This window comes from Kocuria sp. KKT182, from assembly GCF_055635395.1.
Genome location: NZ_CM145757.1, coordinates 767,143 through 783,962, shown reverse-complemented (window position 1 = coordinate 783,962; position 16,820 = coordinate 767,143). Strand labels below are relative to the sequence as shown.

Here is a 16,820-nt window from a genome sequence, read left to right as displayed (position 1 = left end):
GGAAGCGGGCCAAAGGGTCTTAGAGGTCATTTCATAATGAGTTCGACGTAGCCCTTGAGTGCTGACGGGGTCCTCGGTGACCCTGGTGGGCATGATGGGGGATCTCGTACCGGACTCGCTGTGGGAGCGAGTCGAGCCGTTGCTGCCACCACGCCCACCCCGGCGCCACCAGCACCCAGGGCGCAAGCCCGCCGATGACCGGACAGCTCTGGCCGGGATCGTGTTCGTGCTCAAGACCGGGCTCGGCTGGAACCAGCTGCCCCGGGACCTGCTCGGCGTCTCCGGAGTGACCTGCTGGCGGCGCATGAGGGACTGGACCGAGGCCGGAGTGTGGCCGGCGGTACACGAAGTGCTGTTGGCTGAGCTGCGCGCGGCCGGGGCACTGGACCTAGACCGGTGCGCTGTGGACGGCTCGCACGTGCGGGCCCTCAAAGGGGGGACCACATCGGGCCCAGCCCCGTCGATCGCGGCCGGCCCGGTTCCAAGCACCACCTGATCGTTGAGGCGAACGGCATCCCGCTACAGGTCACCCTCACCGGCGGCAACCGCAACGACGTCACCCAGCTGTTGCCCCTGGTCGACTCGATTCCGCCGATCCGCGGGTTGCGTGGTCGGCCCCGCCGCAAGCCCCGGGAACTGTTCGCGGACCGTGGCTATGACCACGACAAGTACCGGCGGCTGCTGCGCGCCCGCGGGATCACTCCGCGCATCGCCCGTCGAGGCGTCGCCCATGGTTCCGGGCTGGGCCGGCATCGCTGGGTGGTGGAGCGCGGCTTCGCCTGGCTGCACTCCTACAAGCGACTCCGGACTCGGTGGGAACGCCGGGCCGACCTCCATCTCGGACTGCTGCAACTGGCCTGCGCGCTGATCTGCCACAGACGCCTCACCGCATTATGAAACAAGTTCTTACGGGTTCAGATGAAGAGGGCGCGGTTGAGGCGTACGCCGTATTCGGCGTCGAGGTTGGTGGTGGCGTCCCCGACTCGTTCCTGGATGGCGGCGACGGCCAGGTCGCGTCGCGTCGGCGATCGCCTCGCGTCCGCTGCCCCCCACTGCTCCGGCATCTCTTCGAGGGCGAGGTCGGTGCAGTAGCACGGGGTGCCCGGCTGCTGGCGCCACGACTGCGTCAACGGGCCCGCGTCGAAGGCGTCGAAGCCGGTGGCTTCGACGAGGGCCATGCCCACGGCCCGGTGGTGGTCGTCATCGGCTGCCACGGGGATGGCGATGCGGTCCGGACTGCCTGCCGGTTGACCCTTGGCTGCGAAGGAGGGGGAGCCGATGGCGTTCCACGCCTTGACGACCGGTCGCCCCAGCTGTTCGGCCACCCACAGGCTCTCGACCTGACCGGCCTCGATGGCCTCGATCCTGCCGTCGCGCTGCGGATAGTAGTTCGAGGTGTCGATGACCACGGTGCCGGACGGCAGAGCGGTGAGCAGCGGCGCGAGCTGCGGAAGACGGTGCAGGGGAACGGAGAGGATCACGACGTCGACATCGATGACCGCTTCGGCCGCCAGGACCGCACGTCCGCCTGAGGCCAGCACCTCGGCCCCGATCGTTTCGGGCCCGCGCGAGTTGGCGACCTCGACGTCGTGTCCGGCTGCGCTCAACCGCTGGGTCAGGGTGGTGCCGATGTGCCCGGTGCCCAGAATGCCGATCTTCATGGTCTGTCTCCTTTGCTGCAGGTGGATGCCCGATGGGGGCGAGGGGGTGTGGGTCAGGCCGTTGCGGCCGGGGCCGTGAGTGTGGGTTCCGCGGGGGTGTGCGGGTCGACCGATCGGGGGCGGCGCACGAACAGGGTGGCGAGAGCCGAGGCGGAGGCGACGACGGCCGCGGCGGTGAAGGCGGCTTGTGCGGCCGAGACGGACTGGGCCAGGTCCAAGGGGCCGGTGCCGTGTGCGGTGGACCCAAGGGTGTAGGCGGAGACGAGCACGGCGGTGCCGGCCGCGCCACCGAGCTGCTGGATGGTGCCGAAGGCCGCGCTGCCGTGGGGGTAGAGATGGGCGGGCAGTGCCGACAGTGCGGCCGTGGTCAGCGGGCTCCACATCAGTGCCTGCCCGATGATCATGGTGATGTAGGCGATGAGCAGCGTCGAGACGGCCGTGCCGGAGTCGATGCGGCTCAGGAACCACAGGGAGGCGGCCACGATGAGTGCCCCGGGGACCGCCAGGGGCCGGGGGCCGAGGCGGTCGTAGAGCCGCCCGCCGCTGGCCGAGACCACGGCGATCGTGATGCCACCGGGCACGAGGAAGAGCCCGATCTGCAAGGTGCCCAACCCGCTGACACTGCTCAGCAGCAGCGGGAAGACGACTCCCGTGCCGAAGGCCGTCATGGTCAGGGCCAGCATCACCAGCAGCGGCACCGTGAAGGACTTCACGGCGAAGATCCGCACGTCCAGCAGCGCGTCGTCGGTGCGCTGGAGCGCCCGCTGCCGCAGGACGAACGCGGCGACGCCCAGGACGCCGACGAGGATCGGCAGGGAGGGGGAGACGGGGGTGTGGCCCGAGGTGGACTCCCCGATGGTGGCCAGCCCGTAGACCAGTGCGCCGAACCCCGCAGCCGAGAGAACGAGGGAGAGCACGTCGAGCTTGATCGGCTCCGGTGTGGTGATGTTGCGCAGCTTCACCGCGCCCAGCACGAGCCCGGTCAGGGCGACCGGCACCATCAGCAGGAACAACCACCGCCAGCTCAGCTGGGACAGGACCAGGCCCGAGACCGCCGGGCCCAGGGCCGGTGCTGCGGAGGAGACGATCACGACCAGCGCCATGAACCGGCCCTGGCGGGCCGCCGGAACCAGGCGCATGGTGGTGGCCATCAGCAGCGGCAGGAAGACGGCGGTGCCGATGGCCTGGATGATCCGGCCGGTGAACAGGACCCCGAAGCCGGGGGCGAGGGCGGCGAGCACCGTCCCTGCAGTGAAGAGCGACATCGCGGTCAGGAAGACGGTGCGCAGGTGGAACTTGCGCATCACGAAGCCGGTGGCCGGGATCAGGACGGAGAGGGTGAGCAGGTAGCCGGTGGTCAGCCACTGCCCGGTCGTCGCGGTGATCGCCAGCTCCTCGATGAGGGTGGGCAGCGCGACCCCCAGCAGCATCTCGTTCAGCAGCACGATGAAGGTCGAGGCCATCAGCAGCCCCAGGACGAGGCCATCACCGGGGGCCAGTTTGTCGCGCGCATCCACGACCTGGGAAGTGCTCAGAACGGGGGGCTCGGTGTCGGGCTGTGGGTCGATCGACGCCTGGCGGGTGGTCATCGGGGGCTCTCTTTCATCACGCTGTGGTTCGGCCTCGAGGAGGAATCCGGGCAACCCGGGTCCCTGTGGTCAATGGCGGGGGAGAGGCGTAACCTCAAACGGAGAACGCCTCCGCATCAGTAAAGCGGAGAGTAACTCCGTTTGACAAGTGGTTGCCTCTCTCCCTGCCGGTGATCGTGGCCACGTCTCGGGTGGGGGTTGGCGACTGGGGTCTGTGGGTCAATGGCGCAGCATCGGTGGCGTTGGTGCGGGGGTCATGCCCGGAGTGCGTGCCGCAGTTCCCAGATCGAGTCCCCGGCCGTGGTGCAGTGCGGTGGCTGGGGCTGAGCTGGTTCTGCAGGTGGCCGGAGGTGTGGATCCTGCCGGGCGGAACACCGCGGGTCTTGATGTAAAAGACGCCCTCGCTTGCCCTCGACGACCATGCGGAGATAGTCTCCACTTACTCGAGGAGAGGAGCCCGACCATGACCGAGGCAGAGACCGGCACGCGCCGGCCGCGCACCGACGCACGGCGCAACCGCACACGCATCCTCGAAGTCGCCGAAGAGTTCTTCGCCGAGGCCGGCATCACCGGGTCCCTGGACGCGCTGGCCAAGCGGGCCGGCGTGGGAGCCGGAACCCTCTACCGGCACTTCCCCAACCGCGACGCCCTGCTGGCCGCCCTGCTGCAGGCCCGCAACGAGGAGCTGGAGGCCCAGCTCGAGGCCCTCAGGCAGGAGACCGACGCGGCGGTTGCTCTGGAGCACTGGCTGGACGCGCTGGGGGAGTGGGTGACCGCCTTCGACGGACTGCCCGACCCCCTGCGGGCGGCACTGTCCCAGGAGTCCTCCCCGCTGGCGATCACCTGCCAGGGCTTCATTGCGACCACCGAGGAGTTCCTCGGCGCGGCCCAGCGCGAGGGCACAGCCCGGTCGTGGGTGCGCGGGCGGGACCTGTTCCTGGCCGCCCTGGCCACGGCCTGGGTGCGCGGGGCAGCCATGGCCGACGAGGCCTCGGCCCAGGCCGTGCGCGAGATGATCCGCTCCGGCTGGGCCACACCCCGACCCGAAGACGCCCCTGCGAACTGACCAGCACGGGCAGCCACGGGACCGCCCACGCAGCCCAGCGTCGAGCGCGGTGTTCCTCGGAACGAAGCGGCAACGACCGCGGAGTCCATGGGGAGTCCCAGACATCGGCCCGCCGGCACGTCGTGAACCGCCAACGACGGGACCTGCGCCCCAGTGAACGTCACCACCCCGACCCCATTCCACCTATCCCGGAGCGAGGACTCGTCATGCCCACCCTTGGAATCATCGGCAGCGGGAACATCGGTGCGGCCATCGCCCGCCTGGCGACAGCGGCCGGCACCCCGGTCGTCGTCGCCAACTCCCGCGGTCCCGAAACCCTCATCGATCTCGTTGCCGAGCTGGGCCCGCTGGCCACCGCCGGTGCCGTCGAGCAGGCGGCTGCCGCCGGGGAGTTCGTGGTGCTGTCCGTGCCGCTGACCGCGACGACCGCGATCCCGGCGGCCCTGCTGGAGGGAAGGACGGTGGTCGACACCAGCAACTACTACCCGTTCCGCGACGGGCGCATTCCCGTCCTCGATGCGGACGAGTTCACCACCGGCGAGCTCGTCCAGCGCCACTTCGCCGGAGCCCAGCTGGTCAAGGCGTTCAACAACATCCTCGCCCACCACATCCCCGCCCTGGCCCGCCCCGCCGGGGTGCCTGACCGCACCGCACTGCCCATCGCGGGCAACGACGCCGCGGCGAAGACTCGAGTGGCGGCACTGATCGATCGGTTCGGCTTCGACACCGTCGACACCGGCACCCTGGCCGAGAGCTGGCGGTTCGAGCCTGAGGCCGCCGCCTACACCCGCCTCTACCTCGCCGATCCCACCACCCCCGATGAGCGCCTGCTCGAGGCCCCCGCCGGGACCGTGCCGGCCGCCCGGCTGGTCTCCGCCCTCGAGGGCGCGCAGCGGGTACGGGTGGCCGAGCGCACCTTCTGACCCGGCCGGAGGTCGGCACGGTGGCCCACTGATTTCACCGCGACATCTGTCCCCGCGGTTGCCCAGCGCTCGTCCACCTTCCGGAGCAGGGTTCCCGGCCCTTTGACAATCCGGAGACTTTCTCCGTATCGTTGGAGCGAGTATACGGAGAAAGGCTCCGTTTAAGTGCCCTCTCACTGGAGACTCCTCGATGACCAGCCCGCAGATGATCCTCGGCATGCAGCTCGGCAACGGCTACGGCTCCCAGCCCGCCGCCTGGCGGGCCCCCGGGGTGGACCCGTCCAACTACACCGACTTCGACGCCCAGGTCCGCTACGCCCAGGCCGCCGAACGCGGGAAGTTCGCTTTCCTGTTCCTGCCCGACTTCCTGGCCCTGAGCGGGGACCCGGAGCACGAGGCACCCATGCTGACCCTGGAACCCATGATGACGCTGGCGGCGATCGCTCGGGGCACCCGGCGCATCGGGCTGGTGGCCACCGGCTCGACGACCTTCAACGAGCCCTACAACCTCGCCCGGCAGTTCAAGGCCCTGGACGTGATGAGCCACGGCCGGGCCGGTTGGAACGCGGTGACCACCAGCGACCCCAGCTCCGCGGCCAACTTCGGCCGCCAGATCGCCGCCCGACCACAGCGCTACCAGCGCGCCCACGAGACCATCCAGATCACCCAGGCGCTGTGGGGCAGCTGGCAGCCCGACGCCTGGCACAAGGACCCCGCCACCGGGCGGTTCGCCGACCCGGGCAAGATCCAGGCGATCAACCTGGGCGGGGAGCACGTCGCCTCCCAGGGGCCGCTGCCCATTCCGCCTTCGGAGCAGGGCCAGCCGGTGATCTTCTCCGCCGGCGGCGGGGCGAACGGGCTCGAGATAGCCGGCCGGTACGCCAGCGCGGTTATCGGCGCGGTGTTCACCATCGAGGACGCCCGGGCCCAGCGCGAAGCCATCAGGGACGCTGCACGACGGGCCGGACGGAACCCTGACGAGGTGAAGTTCTTCGCCGGGGTGATGCCGGCCATCGGCCCCACCAAGCGCGCCGCCCTGGACCGCCGCGTGGCCCTGGGCGAGCTCATATTCCCGGCCCGTGTCCCGTACCTGGGGTCCATGCTGGGACTGGAGCTGGAGGTCGGTCAGCTGGACCGGCCGCTGACTCCCGCCCAGCTGGCCGCCGCCCGCCCCAACCCCTTCGATCCCCGCTCCCCGCGAGCCCTGGAAGTCGCCCGCGAAGGGTGGACCATCCGCGACGTTCTCGCCCACGGGGTCATCGACTACCACCCGACCCCGGTGGGTCCTGCCTCCGTGACCGCCGACCACCTGCAGGAGTGGTTCGAGGCCGGGGCGGCCGACGGCTTCTGGGTCTCCATCGACGTCTACGAGGACGGGATCGACACCTTCGTCGACGAGGTCGTGCCCATCCTGCAGGAGCGCGGGCTCTACCACCACGACTACGAGGGCCCCACCCTGCGCGAGAACCTGGGAGCCCACGAGCAGTACGGGTTGGACGCCCGGCTCACGGACCCGGCCCGATGACCCCGGCCATGCAAACAGCAGCCGACCGGCAGGACATCGACCCCCGGGCCTTCCGGGACTCCCTGGGGCACTACGCCTCCGGGATCACGATCATCACCGGCCATGATGAGCAGGACCCGAACGCGCTCGAACCTCTGCTGTATTTCCAGGGACGGTACCGCCGCCTGGGCCCGGACGAGACACCCTGAGGCACATCACCGTGCACTGAGGGCGAGGGCTCCACCACACCTTCAGGGCCGGAACAGTCGCTGATTGACTCGTGGGCAGTGGAGTCAAGAGCGGCTTCTTCCCCACCGCTTCACAAGTGGCCCGTTAGCGGCCTACCGTGCTGCGGTAGAGGTTGCTCACCGCTGCGGCTCGTCCGCGGCGCGCCCGGCGCCCCCGGAACAACCGGTGGCCACCGGGTTCTGCGGAGGGGAGCAGCCGACGAGCCTGGGCGGCCAGCCGCGGACGTGCCTGTGACGATCATGAGATCCGCTGACCTGTGCTGTGGGGTCGGCCGGCTGTTGGCACCGCCCTTCGACGTCCAGGAGAACCAGCCATGAGTCCCCGCATCCGCCCCGCTGCGACTTCTGACCTGGACGCTGCGGCACGGGTCCTCGCCGCTGCCTTCGAGACGTACTCGTGGACGCGGTGGACCGTTCCCGCAGACGGCTACCGCACGCGTCTGGAGGAGATCCAGCGACTGTATCTGTCGCACACCCTCGAGCACGGCCTCGTGCTCGTGGACGAGCAGGTGAGTGCGGTCGCCGCTTTCCTCCCAGCGGATGCGGCGGACCCACCAGCACCGACACAGCATCGGATCGCCGAACTCCTCGGGGCACGTCTGACTGCCCTCACCGGCCTGGATCTGCCTGCCGCCCCGGTGGGCTCATGGACCCTCGAGACGGTCGGCGTTCACCCTGCCCGGCAAGGCGCGGGTTTGGGAACAGCGGTCATCGTAGCGGGCCTGGCACTGATTGACCGGCGCGGGGAGCCCGTCGTACTGGAGACCTCGGACGAACGAAACGTGCACCTCTACCAGCGTCTTGGATTTGCCACCACCGCCACCACTGCGATCCCGGCAGGTCCCGTCGTCTACTCGATGAGCCGCACGGCGTCGCGTGGGTGAAGGAGCGCCTTCCCTCTCCCCGAGGATCCTCTGGGCACGGACGGTAGAACGCACGCTCGGGGTTCGAAGCGGGCTCATCACTCATTGATGCCCACAACTGTGGTGCCGGCCTCGACGTCAGTGCTCACCACGGCGCCGGCGCGGACGTGGCGAACGAGACCCCGGCGAGTTCCTCGGAGACCCTCCAGATACGTTCGGCCGCCTGCAGATCGCGCAGGGGGCGGAACAGGGCGTGCCGGCCCGGGCCGCCGCCGAGATTCCCCGGTCCCTTCGGCCCGTACAACAGCCCGCCGGGGGCCTGCAGCGAGGTAGCAGCCATCAGCGCCGGCAGCTGCGCACTGTCGACGGTGCCCGCCAGGATCCCCGCTCGGGACAGGCGGCGGATCACGGCGATGTTGGGGGTGTCCCGCTCCCTGCCGATCTCCGGCCGCGCCGCCATCAGGCTCGTCGGGGCGACACCAGGGTGCGAGAGATTGCTGGTGATGCCCCAGCCGCAGGCGCCGCTGCGCCGGTCCAGCTCGAGCCCGAAGAGGCCCAGGGCGATCTTCGACTGGCTGTAGGCACGCATGCCGGCGTAGGAGGTCTCCCAGTTCATGTCGCTCCAGTTCACCTCCCCGCTTCTGGCCGCGATGCTGATCTGCGAGGTGACCCGGGCCCGGCCCGCGACGAGCAGCGGCAGCAGGTGCGCCACCAGCGCAACGTGTCCGAGGTGGTTGGTGCCCAGCTGCAGCTCGATCCCGTCGTCGGTGACCTGGCGCTCCGGCGGGGTCATCACCCCGGCGTTGTTGATCAGCAGATGGATGGGGTGCCCCTCACCGCGCAGCTGCTCGCCCAGGGCGGCCACCGAGCGCAGCGAGGACAGGTCCATCTCGCGCAGTGACACCTGGGCGGTCGGGTGCTCGGCACGGATGCGGGCGACGGCGGCTTCGCCCTTGGCGCGGTTGCGGACCGGCAGGACCACCTCGGAGCCGGCGGCGGCGAGCCGACGCGCGATGCCGAAGCCGATCCCGTCGCCGGCTCCGGTGACGACGGCGCGCCGCCCGGACAGATCGGGCACGGTGTACTGCGGTGTGCGAGGCATGACGTTGCTCCTGTGGTCGTGGTGATCGGGCGTGAACGGCGTCAGGGTCGGATGGTGTCAGGGGCGAGCGGGGCGGGGGGCGCGGGGCGTGGACCCGGTGGTGGGCCTGCCCACCGCGCGGCGGGCGAGGACCACGGTGACGGCGAAGTGGACGGCGAACAGCGCCGGGACGCCGACCTGGATCGCGGCCAGGACCGCGAGCTGGCTTTCGAGGTAGAACAGCACCCGCACGAGCAGGTTCGCGCTGGCCATGACCAGGATGACCAGCGTGCTCACGGTGTACACCCGGCGCAGGTCGCGGTGCTCGCGCCACGCGCTGGGCCCGCCGACCAACGGGTTGACGACGATGCCCATCAGCGGCCGCCGGGCGATCAGCGAGACGACGTGGGCCGCGACGAAGACCGCGGGCAGGAGCGTGGTGGGCAGGAAGAAGGCACGCGCCTCACCCGCGAGGGCCGCCACGCCCGCGCAGACCGCCGCAACCAGCACCCCGGCGATCGCGACCCCCGGCGGCTCGTGGCGCGCCAGGCGCACCGCGCAGGCCAGCACCGCGGTCACGGCCAGCGCAATGAGTGCCGTGCCGAGCCCGGCGACGGCCTCGGCGGCCACGAAAGCGATGGTCGGGGCCGCGGCCACTGCCAGGCCGACCGGTCCGCCCAAGCGGTCCAGGGTCCGGTGTGCGACGGCGCGCCCCGCGGAGCGCTCCACGGGCTCCGGCAGCTCGAGCACGCGGCGCGCTCGCGCGCTGGCACCGGGCGCTGCCTCGCTGGTCCGGGGGCGGCTGAACGGCTCCTTGCCGGGCCGGGGGTGCTGAGGCCGGCGGGTGTCGACGGGCGATGGATTGGCCACGGTGTCCTCCTGGATGGGTCGGGCTGTGCCTCCAGCCTCGGCCGCGGCGCCGACCCCAACCAGGGCCTGTCGATCCACCCCTGGCGCGAACCCGCCGCGCCCGCCACGGTGGTGCCGTTCGCTGTGCCGGCTCAAGGTGGGATCGGCGGGCCGTGGCTGAAGGGTGGTTCTGTGCTGTACGAATGAGCGGGAGGGACGAGGAGCCTTGAGTCGACGGAGAGGTGGGCCGATGATCGACCGGGCAGGAACCGACAGGACAGTGATTGATCGGGCGGGGCTGGCGGAGTTCCTGCGCCGGCGGCGCGAGGCGCTGCAGCCGGAGGACGTGGGGCTGCCTCGGGGGCGGCGCCGGCGGACCAGCGGCCTGCGCCGTGAGGAGGTCGCCGCGCTGTGCCACATGTCGACCGACTACTACGCCCGCCTGGAGCGTGAGCGCGGCCCGCGCCCCTCCGAGCAGATGATCGCCGCCATCGCGCAGGGCCTCCACCTGAATCTGGACGAGCGCGATCACCTCTTCCGCCTCGCCGGGCACCACCCGCCCACGCGCGGAGCGCTCAGCGAGCACATCAGCCCTGGCCTGCTGCGCATCCTCGACCGCCTGGTCGACACCCCCGCCGAGATCGTCACCGAGCTGGGTGAGACGCTGCGCCAGACCCCGATGGGCGTCGCGCTCACCGGCGACGCCACCGGATACACCGGCCCGGCCCGCAGTCTGGGCTACCGCTGGTTCATCGACCCTGGCGCCCGGGCCCTGTACGCGCCCGAGGACCACGCGTTTCTCTCGCGCCTGTACGCCTCGCACCTGCGCACGCTCGTCACCCGGCGCGGGCCCGCCTCCCGGGCAGCGCAGCTGGCCGAGCTGGCCCTGGCGCGCAGTGAGGAGCTGCGGAACCTGTGGGACGCGCACGAGGTCGGTGTCCGGCCCGAGGAGGTCAAGCGCTTCGTGCATCCGCAGGTCGGGACGCTGGAGCTGAACTGCCAGACGCTGTTGGACCCGCAGCAGTCGCACCTGCTGCTGGTGTACACCGCGGTGCCTGGCACCGAGAGCTACGAGAAGCTGCAACTGCTCTCCGTCCTCGGCGCGCAGGAGATCAGCTGACACGTGCCGTGCGGCACGGTTGCCGGCTCAGGCGTTGTCGCGGGCGTCGAGTTCGCCCAGGACGTCGTGGAGCCGGTCGGTGGTGCAGGGGTGCGGTCCGTGCGGTGTGGTGAGGTACTCACGCTCGAGCTGGCGGCAGATCCGGGAGTGCAGCACCTGCAGCTCGGCCAGGCTCAGGCCACCCAGCTCATCGGGGAAGGCCTCCTCCGGTCCCAGGCAGGAGCGTACCCTGCGGTGCGGGCCAGGGGATCGGGCTGGATCGCTCCGATCCGAGGTGAGGGTGGTGGATGCGCTCATGATCGTGTCCTTGTGGCGGAAGAGGCTGTTCTTGCCGGGCGCGGAACTTTCGCGGAGACGGCCGGGAACCTCCCGGCGCGTTCTTCGTGGCCCTGGCCCACAGGGTGAACGAGAACCGACCCTTGTACCCGGAAACCGTCTCGGTGAGAGGTCCTCTGCTGGTCGGGGGGTCAGCGGACACGGAGGTCGTAGCTGAGCACGTCGAGCATCTTGCGCTGGCCGGTGCCGGATTCGCGGATCCACAGCACCCCCAGTTCGGGCAGTTTCTCCTCCACGATCCCGAGGTGGTGCAGCACCCCGTTGGACCAGGCCTCCAGTCGGTTCCCGACGTGCACGGTGGTGAGGTCGTCGATGGACGACACGGTGTCAGCCATGGTGTCCAACCCCTTTCTAGGTCGAGTTGAGCCCTCAGCCTGGGCCACGACCATGACCAGCCGGTGAGCACCGGGTGGATGGATGGTGGACGCGCAACGGCGCCCGCGGGTCAGTATTCCTCCGTCGTCGACACTCCGCCTGCCGCGAGCAACCCCACCGTCACGCCCAGGGTGCGGGGGATGAAGGGCGCCTTGGCCTGTTCGTATCCCTGCTGGCGGCGGCTCCAGTGCACGGAGCCGCTGGTGTCGGTTCCGGTCGAATAGGTAGCTGAAGTTCCGGTCGAAAAGTGAGCAGCTCGTCCAACGGTTGGAGAGTGATCACTGTGGAGGATTGGGCGCTGATCCGTCAGCTGCAGCGGGTGGAGGGCTTGTCGCAGGCGGCGATTGCCAGGAGGTTGTCGCTGTCGCGGAACACGGTCGCGAAGGCGCTCCGTTCCACGGACCCGCCGTCCTACGCACCGCGCCCGCCGGTGGAGGGGGCCTTCAGCGAGGTCGAGGCCGCGGTGCGGGATCTGCTGGGCCGTTTCCCGTCGATGCCCACCGCGGTGCTCGCCGAGCGGGTCGGCTGGACCGGGTCGAGGTCGTGGTTCTACGCCAACGTGGCCCGGTTGCGCCCGGGCTACCGACTCGCGGATCCGGCGGACCGGCTGATCCATCATCCCGGGGAGCAGATCCAGTGCGATCTGTGGTTCCCGGGCCGGCTGATCCCGGACCACGCCGGGGTGGCCCGGGACTTCCCGGTGCTGGTGATGGTTGCCTCCCACTCCCGCTACGCGTCGGCGGTGGTGCTGCCCAGCCGCAGGACCGGGGACCTGCTGGCGGGGATGTGGTGGTGCCTGGCCGAGGGCTTCTCCGCGGTGCCGCGGCAACTGTTGTGGGACAACGAGGCCGGCATCGGCCGCGGCGGCAAGCTCGCCGAGGGCGTGGCCGGGTTCTGCGGGGCACTGGGGGTGCGCCTGGTGCAGGCCCGCCCCTACGATCCCGAGACCAAGGGCGTGGTCGAGCGGTTCAACGGGTACCTGGCCACCTCGTTCCTGCCCGGGCGCACCTTCGCCGCCCCGGGGGATTTCCAGGACCAGCTCACCGGCTGGCTGGTCATCGCCAACCAGCGCACCCACCGCACCACCCGCACCCGCCCGGTGCAGGCCATGGCCGCCGAGCGGAACACGATGGGGCCCCTGCCACCGGTGGACCCGGTGTACGGGCACCGGTTCACCACGCGCCTGCCCCGGGACTACTTCGTCACTGCCGGCGGGGCCGCCTACTCCGTGCACCCGGGCGCGATCGGGCGCCTGGTCGAGGTGGTCGTGGACCTGCACACCGTCACCGTCACCTGTGCTGGGCGCACTGTGGCCGCCCACCAGCGGGCCTGGGGATCCGGGGCCACCGTCACGGACCCGGCCCACGTGGCCGCCGCGGCCGCGATGCGCCGGACCCACCAGGCCGCAGCCACCGCCGGCACCACAGGCACCGGCCGCAGCGGGCAGGTGGAGGTCGCCGATCTCGGGGTCTACGACCGGCTCTTCGGGATCGAGGTCGCCTGATGCGCCCGACCACCGAGCCCGCTGGACGGGCGCTGACGGATGCGGACAAGCAAATCCTCCACCACGCCCGGGAACTGAAGGCCCCCCGGATCGCCGCCGACTACGCCCGGATCGCCGACACCGCCCGGGCCCAGCAGTGGAGCCTGGAGGAGTACCTCGCCGCCGTACTGGGGACCGAGGCCGCCGCCCGGGCCGCCTCGGGGGCCGCGCTGCGGATCAAGGCCGCCGGATTCGAGGCGATCAAGACGCTCACCGACTTCGACTTCACCGCCCAGCCCTCCCTGGACCGCGGTGTGATCGCGCGCCTGGAAGCCGGGGCGTACCTGGTGCAGGCCGGCAACGTGGTGCTGCTGGGGCCCCCGGGAACCGGCAAAACCCACGTGGCCACCGGGTTGGGGATCGCCGCGGCCCGGACCGGGCACCGGGTCGCGTTCAACTCCGCCACCGGTTGGATCACCCGCCTGCACACCGCCCACGCCACAGGGCGCCTGGAGGCGGAACTGGCCAAGATCGCCAGGATCCCGCTGGTCATCATCGACGAGCTGGGCTACGTGCCGATCGAGGCCGAGGCGGCGAACCTGTTCTTCCAGCTGGTCTCGACCCGCTACGAGAAGGCCTCGCTGATCATCACCTCGAACCTGCCCTTCTCCCGCTGGGGCGAGGTCTTCGGGGACACCACGATCGCCGCGGCCATGATCGACCGCATCGTCCACCACGCCGAGATCATCACCACCAAGGGCACCAGCTACCGCATCCGGCACACCAGCATCGAGACTCTGCCTTCCGTCACCGAGACCGGACCGACAAACTAGAACAACCCCGCGAGGTGCTCACTATTCGCACGGACAAACAGCTCAAACTTCGAGCGGAACCGACAGCTGGTCCGATGTGGTCGTGGTGTGCCGGCACCTTGTGGTGATCCGCCACAATCCGGTTCCCCGTGACAGCCTGTCCAGGACCACGAAGGGCGCAGGCGGGCTCCGCCCGGTGGGCTCTGTCCTGGCACTGGCATCGTGCTGGCACAGCCCCAGTCTGCGACGCGTCGATGACCTCCCGGTGGCCATCGGATGGACAACAGGTGCGGTGTCTCACCCCGAAGTGCCCGGGGTGCCCGTCTCTGCGATCTCATTCGCACGCCATGATCACGATGCGCGGTCGGTGTCAGCCGGTGCAGAACACCCATGACGGTCTGCCCGCTCCCTGCGCCGACGCCAGGAGCCCGACGGGGGCGCGGGGAACGGTCCGCTGGATCCGCCCTGGTCAGCGACCGCCGTCCGGCCTCCGTATCCGGAGCAGTCCCCGCAGAGACCACACCGTGGGCAACCACCCGTGCGGGAGCCCCCGAAGGGACAACCTCCGACGACGCCACGGAAGCTGCCGCCGCCGCCGGCGGCAAGCGGCGGCTGGTCGGGATCGACGCGGCCCGCGGCCTGGCACTGATCGGCATGGTCTCCATCCACATCCTGCCCGCCTGGGACCCGGAGACCTTCGCCCCCACCGCCCAGTGGACGCTCTTCGCCGGACGCTCCGCCGCCCTGTTCGCGCTGTTGGCCGGGGTGAGCCTGGCCTTCACCTCCGGAGGACGCACCGCCCACACCGGCCGGGCGATGACCGCCACCCGGGCCGGGATCCTGGTCCGGGCCGGGTTGATCACCGCCCTGGGCCTGGCGATCAACCCGCTGATCCCGGGCGCCACCGCCGAGGAGATCCCGGCGATCAACATCCTGATCTACTACGGGACCTTCTTCGTCCTGGCCATCCCGTTCCTGAGCCTGTCCGCCAAGGCCCTCTTCTGCTGGGCGGCGGTGTTCGCCCTGGCCGCCCCGGTGCTCATGCACGCCACCCGTGAGGCCCTGCCGGCCGCCGCGGCGCTCAACCCCGGCTTCGCCGACCTGGCCGCCGACCCCGGGGCCACCCTCGCCCACCTGCTGCTGACCGGCACCTATCCGGCCCTGCCGTACCTGGCCTACCTGCTGGTCGGTCTGGGGATCGGGCGGCTGAACCTGGCCGGCATCCAGGTCCAGGCCGGCCTGCTGCTGGTCGGCCTCGGGGTCGCCGTGGTGGCGTGGCTGGCCTACTGGGTGCTGATCCTCCAGGCCGGCGGCTACGACCAGCTCATGACCCACACCCCGGCCCTGACCGAGGACGGGATCGACGACATCATCGTCTTCGGCCCGGACCCGGTGCTGCCGACCACCACCTGGTGGTGGCTGGCGATTGCGGGTCCGCACACCAACACGCCCCTGGCCCTGGCGATGAGCCTGGGCTCGGGGGCGGCCGTGCTCGGGGGCTTCCTCCTGCTCACCCGCCGCTTCGGGAGCTGGGTGCTGCCGCTGAGCGCGATGGGCACCATGACCCTCACCCTGTACTCGGCTCATCTGCTGGCCCTGTCCGCCGAGGTGCACTACGACCAGCCCTACCTGTGGATCTTCCTCCAGATCGGGGTGGCCGCGCTTTTCGCCACCGCCTGGCACCGCACCCTCGGACAGGGACCTCTCGAACGCGTCGTGGCCCGTGGCGCAGGCCTCACCCGCCGCCTGGTCCTCGCCGGGCGGCGCACGCGCTGACAGCACGGCATCTGCACGCCGACGGACACCGGGCGATCCGACAGGCCAGTTGCCCTCGGCGTCGATGACGGACGATGCCGGTCACCGTGCACAGGGCGTGGGAAGGGCGCAGGGAGGGCATCAGGTGCCGGCAGTAGCATCGTCGACAGTTGATGACGAATCTCAGGAGGTGTGGTCATGGATCGTTCCCGTCCGGAGTGCTGGTTGACGGACATGGACGGGGTGCTCGTCCGTGAGGGCGAGGCCCTTCCGGGCGCCGCTGACTTCTTGCAGCGCCTCGTCGACCAGGAACGCCGTTTCCTGGTGCTGACCAACAACTCGATCTACACCCCCCGAGACCTCGCGGCCCGGCTGGCCAAGAGTGGGCTGACCGTGCCCGAGGAGTCGATCTGGACCTCTGCGCTGGCCACCGCCGGGTTCCTCGCCGACCAGGTCCCCGGTGGCTCGGCGTACGTGGTCGGTGAGGCAGGCCTGACCACCGCGCTGTACGAAGTGGGCTACACCCTCACCGATGTCAGCCCCGACTACGTGGTCCTGGGGGAGACCCGGACGTACTCCTTCGAGGCCATCACCAAGGCGATCCGGCTGATCGAGTCCGGGTCGCGCTTCATCGCGACCAACCCGGACGCCACCGGACCCTCAGCCGAGGGGCCGCTGCCGGCGACCGGTGCGGTCGCGGCCCTGATCACTCGGGCCACCGGTGCCGTTCCGTACTTCGTCGGCAAGCCCAACCCGATGATGTTCCGCAGTGCGATGAACCGCATCGAGGCCCACTCCGAGACCACGGTGATGGTCGGTGACCGGATGGACACCGACGTCGTCGCGGGCATCGAAGCCGGGCTGGAGACGATTCTGGTGTTGAGCGGATCCACACAAGCATCCGACATCCCCACCTACCCGTACCGCCCCGGACGGGTCCGGGACTCGATCGCCGACGTCATCGAGCTCATCTGACACAGGACCCCCACGACCTCCGGTCACCCGGGGCGCCATCCACTGACGTCTGTTCGGCCTGCCCCGGGCAGCGGCCACAGCCCCGGCCCGGGGGTGTGGTCGCGCAGCCGCCGGCTGGCCTGTGGACGCCGGGGCCGGACACGGATCGTTTCGACGACGTCGCGTCAGGCCCGGTTCAAG

At 70.6% G+C, this 16,820-nt stretch carries 17 protein-coding genes; 11 read left to right on the top strand and 6 right to left on the bottom strand.

All coding sequences use genetic code 11. The features are described from left to right. Window positions 1-91: 91 nt before the first annotated feature. Window positions 92-897, top strand: a protein-coding gene (locus ACZ2G1_RS03520; protein ID WP_470376661.1) for an IS5 family transposase whose coding sequence is annotated in 2 segments (ribosomal slippage) — window positions 92-431 and window positions 431-897 — 807 coding nt in all. Because the reading frame shifts where the segments join, the coding sequence is not laid out codon by codon here. A 17-nt stretch (window positions 898-914) separates the two neighbouring features. Here ACZ2G1_RS03520 and ACZ2G1_RS03515 read toward each other — a convergent pair. Next, window positions 915-1,682, bottom strand: coding sequence for an NADPH-dependent F420 reductase (locus tag ACZ2G1_RS03515; protein ID WP_280531850.1), 768 nt, complete (start codon window positions 1,680-1,682; stop codon window positions 915-917). Between the two features lie 32 nt (window positions 1,683-1,714). Continuing rightward, window positions 1,715-3,250: a DHA2 family efflux MFS transporter permease subunit gene (locus tag ACZ2G1_RS03510; RefSeq protein ID WP_272026750.1), complete on the bottom strand. Its 1,536-nt coding sequence runs from the start codon at window positions 3,248-3,250 to the stop codon at window positions 1,715-1,717. A gap of 463 nt (window positions 3,251-3,713) precedes the next feature. On the opposite strand from ACZ2G1_RS03510, the gene ACZ2G1_RS03505 reads away from it, so the two are divergent. The 5 genes from ACZ2G1_RS03505 (at window position 3,714) to ACZ2G1_RS03485 (ending at window position 7,875) form a co-directional block, all read left to right on the top strand. Next, window positions 3,714-4,316, top strand: coding sequence for a TetR/AcrR family transcriptional regulator (locus ACZ2G1_RS03505; RefSeq protein WP_109269316.1), 603 nt, complete (start codon window positions 3,714-3,716; stop codon window positions 4,314-4,316). Between the two features lie 206 nt (window positions 4,317-4,522). Next, entirely contained in the window at window positions 4,523-5,239 is a 717-nt protein-coding gene (locus ACZ2G1_RS03500; RefSeq protein ID WP_109269315.1) for an NADPH-dependent F420 reductase, read from the top strand. Between the two features lie 190 nt (window positions 5,240-5,429). Then, a complete protein-coding gene (locus tag ACZ2G1_RS03495) occupies window positions 5,430-6,764 on the top strand; it encodes an NtaA/DmoA family FMN-dependent monooxygenase (protein WP_109269314.1) in 1,335 nt (444 codons plus the stop codon). Window positions 6,765-6,772: 8 nt separating this feature from the next. Continuing rightward, complete coding sequence (locus ACZ2G1_RS03490; RefSeq protein WP_126350196.1) at window positions 6,773-6,952, top strand: hypothetical protein; 180 nt, start codon at window positions 6,773-6,775, stop codon at window positions 6,950-6,952. A gap of 353 nt (window positions 6,953-7,305) precedes the next feature. Continuing rightward, on the top strand, window positions 7,306-7,875 hold the full coding sequence (locus ACZ2G1_RS03485) for a GNAT family N-acetyltransferase (protein WP_109269312.1): 570 nt from the start codon (window positions 7,306-7,308) through the stop codon (window positions 7,873-7,875). Window positions 7,876-7,999: 124 nt separating this feature from the next. On the opposite strand, the gene ACZ2G1_RS03480 is transcribed toward ACZ2G1_RS03485, so the two are convergent. Together ACZ2G1_RS03480 and ACZ2G1_RS03475 are read right to left on the bottom strand one after the other, a co-directional pair. After that, the gene (locus ACZ2G1_RS03480; protein ID WP_470377486.1) at window positions 8,000-8,956 is read right to left on the bottom strand and encodes an SDR family oxidoreductase; all 957 of its coding nucleotides are present in this window, start codon (window positions 8,954-8,956) and stop codon (window positions 8,000-8,002) included. A gap of 57 nt (window positions 8,957-9,013) precedes the next feature. Beyond that, window positions 9,014-9,805 carry a DUF3159 domain-containing protein gene (locus tag ACZ2G1_RS03475; protein WP_167508876.1) on the bottom strand — a complete coding sequence of 264 codons (792 nt, stop codon included), beginning with the start codon at window positions 9,803-9,805 and terminating at the stop codon, window positions 9,014-9,016. Window positions 9,806-10,064: 259 nt separating this feature from the next. Here ACZ2G1_RS03475 and ACZ2G1_RS03470 point away from each other — a divergent pair, with 259 nt between their 5' ends. Beyond that, entirely contained in the window at window positions 10,065-10,904 is an 840-nt protein-coding gene (locus tag ACZ2G1_RS03470; RefSeq protein WP_109269310.1) for a helix-turn-helix transcriptional regulator, read from the top strand. Between the two features lie 27 nt (window positions 10,905-10,931). Here ACZ2G1_RS03470 and ACZ2G1_RS03465 read toward each other — a convergent pair whose 3' ends face one another. Together ACZ2G1_RS03465 and ACZ2G1_RS03460 are read right to left on the bottom strand one after the other, a co-directional pair. Continuing rightward, window positions 10,932-11,201, bottom strand: coding sequence for a hypothetical protein (locus ACZ2G1_RS03465; protein WP_126350192.1), 270 nt, complete (start codon window positions 11,199-11,201; stop codon window positions 10,932-10,934). Window positions 11,202-11,371: 170 nt separating this feature from the next. After that, complete coding sequence (locus tag ACZ2G1_RS03460; RefSeq protein WP_126350191.1) at window positions 11,372-11,575, bottom strand: hypothetical protein; 204 nt, start codon at window positions 11,573-11,575, stop codon at window positions 11,372-11,374. Window positions 11,576-11,898: 323 nt separating this feature from the next. On the opposite strand from ACZ2G1_RS03460, the gene istA reads away from it, so the two are divergent. From istA to ACZ2G1_RS03440, 4 genes are all read left to right on the top strand, one after another. Next, window positions 11,899-13,119: an IS21 family transposase gene (gene istA, locus ACZ2G1_RS03455; protein WP_109269349.1), complete on the top strand. Its 1,221-nt coding sequence runs from the start codon at window positions 11,899-11,901 to the stop codon at window positions 13,117-13,119. Further along, window positions 13,119-13,931 (top strand): IS21-like element helper ATPase IstB, encoded by an 813-nt coding sequence (istB, locus tag ACZ2G1_RS03450; RefSeq protein WP_109269308.1) that lies wholly within the window; start codon window positions 13,119-13,121, stop codon window positions 13,929-13,931. The genes istA and istB overlap by 1 nt, the downstream gene beginning before the upstream one ends. A 633-nt stretch (window positions 13,932-14,564) precedes the next feature. Then, on the top strand, window positions 14,565-15,686 hold the full coding sequence (locus ACZ2G1_RS03445) for a heparan-alpha-glucosaminide N-acetyltransferase domain-containing protein (protein WP_470377485.1): 1,122 nt from the start codon (window positions 14,565-14,567) through the stop codon (window positions 15,684-15,686). 177 nt (window positions 15,687-15,863) lie between these two features. After that, complete coding sequence (locus ACZ2G1_RS03440) at window positions 15,864-16,640, top strand: HAD-IIA family hydrolase (RefSeq protein WP_109222680.1); 777 nt, start codon at window positions 15,864-15,866, stop codon at window positions 16,638-16,640. Window positions 16,641-16,820: the final 180 nt, after the last annotated feature.

Excerpts from the sequence above, each read along its gene's own strand:
- ACZ2G1_RS03510 (WP_272026750.1), bottom strand. The coding sequence starts at position 3,250 with ATGACCACCCGCCAGGCGTCGATCGACCCACAGCCCGACACCGAGCCC.
- ACZ2G1_RS03505 (WP_109269316.1), top strand. The coding sequence starts at position 3,714 with ATGACCGAGGCAGAGACCGGCACGCGCCGGCCGCGCACCGACGCACGG.
- ACZ2G1_RS03500 (WP_109269315.1), top strand. The coding sequence starts at position 4,523 with ATGCCCACCCTTGGAATCATCGGCAGCGGGAACATCGGTGCGGCCATC.
- ACZ2G1_RS03495 (WP_109269314.1), top strand. The coding sequence starts at position 5,430 with ATGACCAGCCCGCAGATGATCCTCGGCATGCAGCTCGGCAACGGCTAC.
- ACZ2G1_RS03490 (WP_126350196.1), top strand. The coding sequence starts at position 6,773 with ATGCAAACAGCAGCCGACCGGCAGGACATCGACCCCCGGGCCTTCCGG.
- ACZ2G1_RS03485 (WP_109269312.1), top strand. The coding sequence starts at position 7,306 with ATGAGTCCCCGCATCCGCCCCGCTGCGACTTCTGACCTGGACGCTGCG.
- ACZ2G1_RS03480 (WP_470377486.1), bottom strand. The coding sequence starts at position 8,956 with ATGCCTCGCACACCGCAGTACACCGTGCCCGATCTGTCCGGGCGGCGC.
- ACZ2G1_RS03465 (WP_126350192.1), bottom strand. The coding sequence starts at position 11,201 with ATGAGCGCATCCACCACCCTCACCTCGGATCGGAGCGATCCAGCCCGA.
- ACZ2G1_RS03460 (WP_126350191.1), bottom strand. The coding sequence starts at position 11,575 with ATGGCTGACACCGTGTCGTCCATCGACGACCTCACCACCGTGCACGTC.
- istB (WP_109269308.1), top strand. The coding sequence starts at position 13,119 with ATGCGCCCGACCACCGAGCCCGCTGGACGGGCGCTGACGGATGCGGAC.
- ACZ2G1_RS03445 (WP_470377485.1), top strand. The coding sequence starts at position 14,565 with ATGGTCTCCATCCACATCCTGCCCGCCTGGGACCCGGAGACCTTCGCC.
- ACZ2G1_RS03440 (WP_109222680.1), top strand. The coding sequence starts at position 15,864 with ATGGATCGTTCCCGTCCGGAGTGCTGGTTGACGGACATGGACGGGGTG.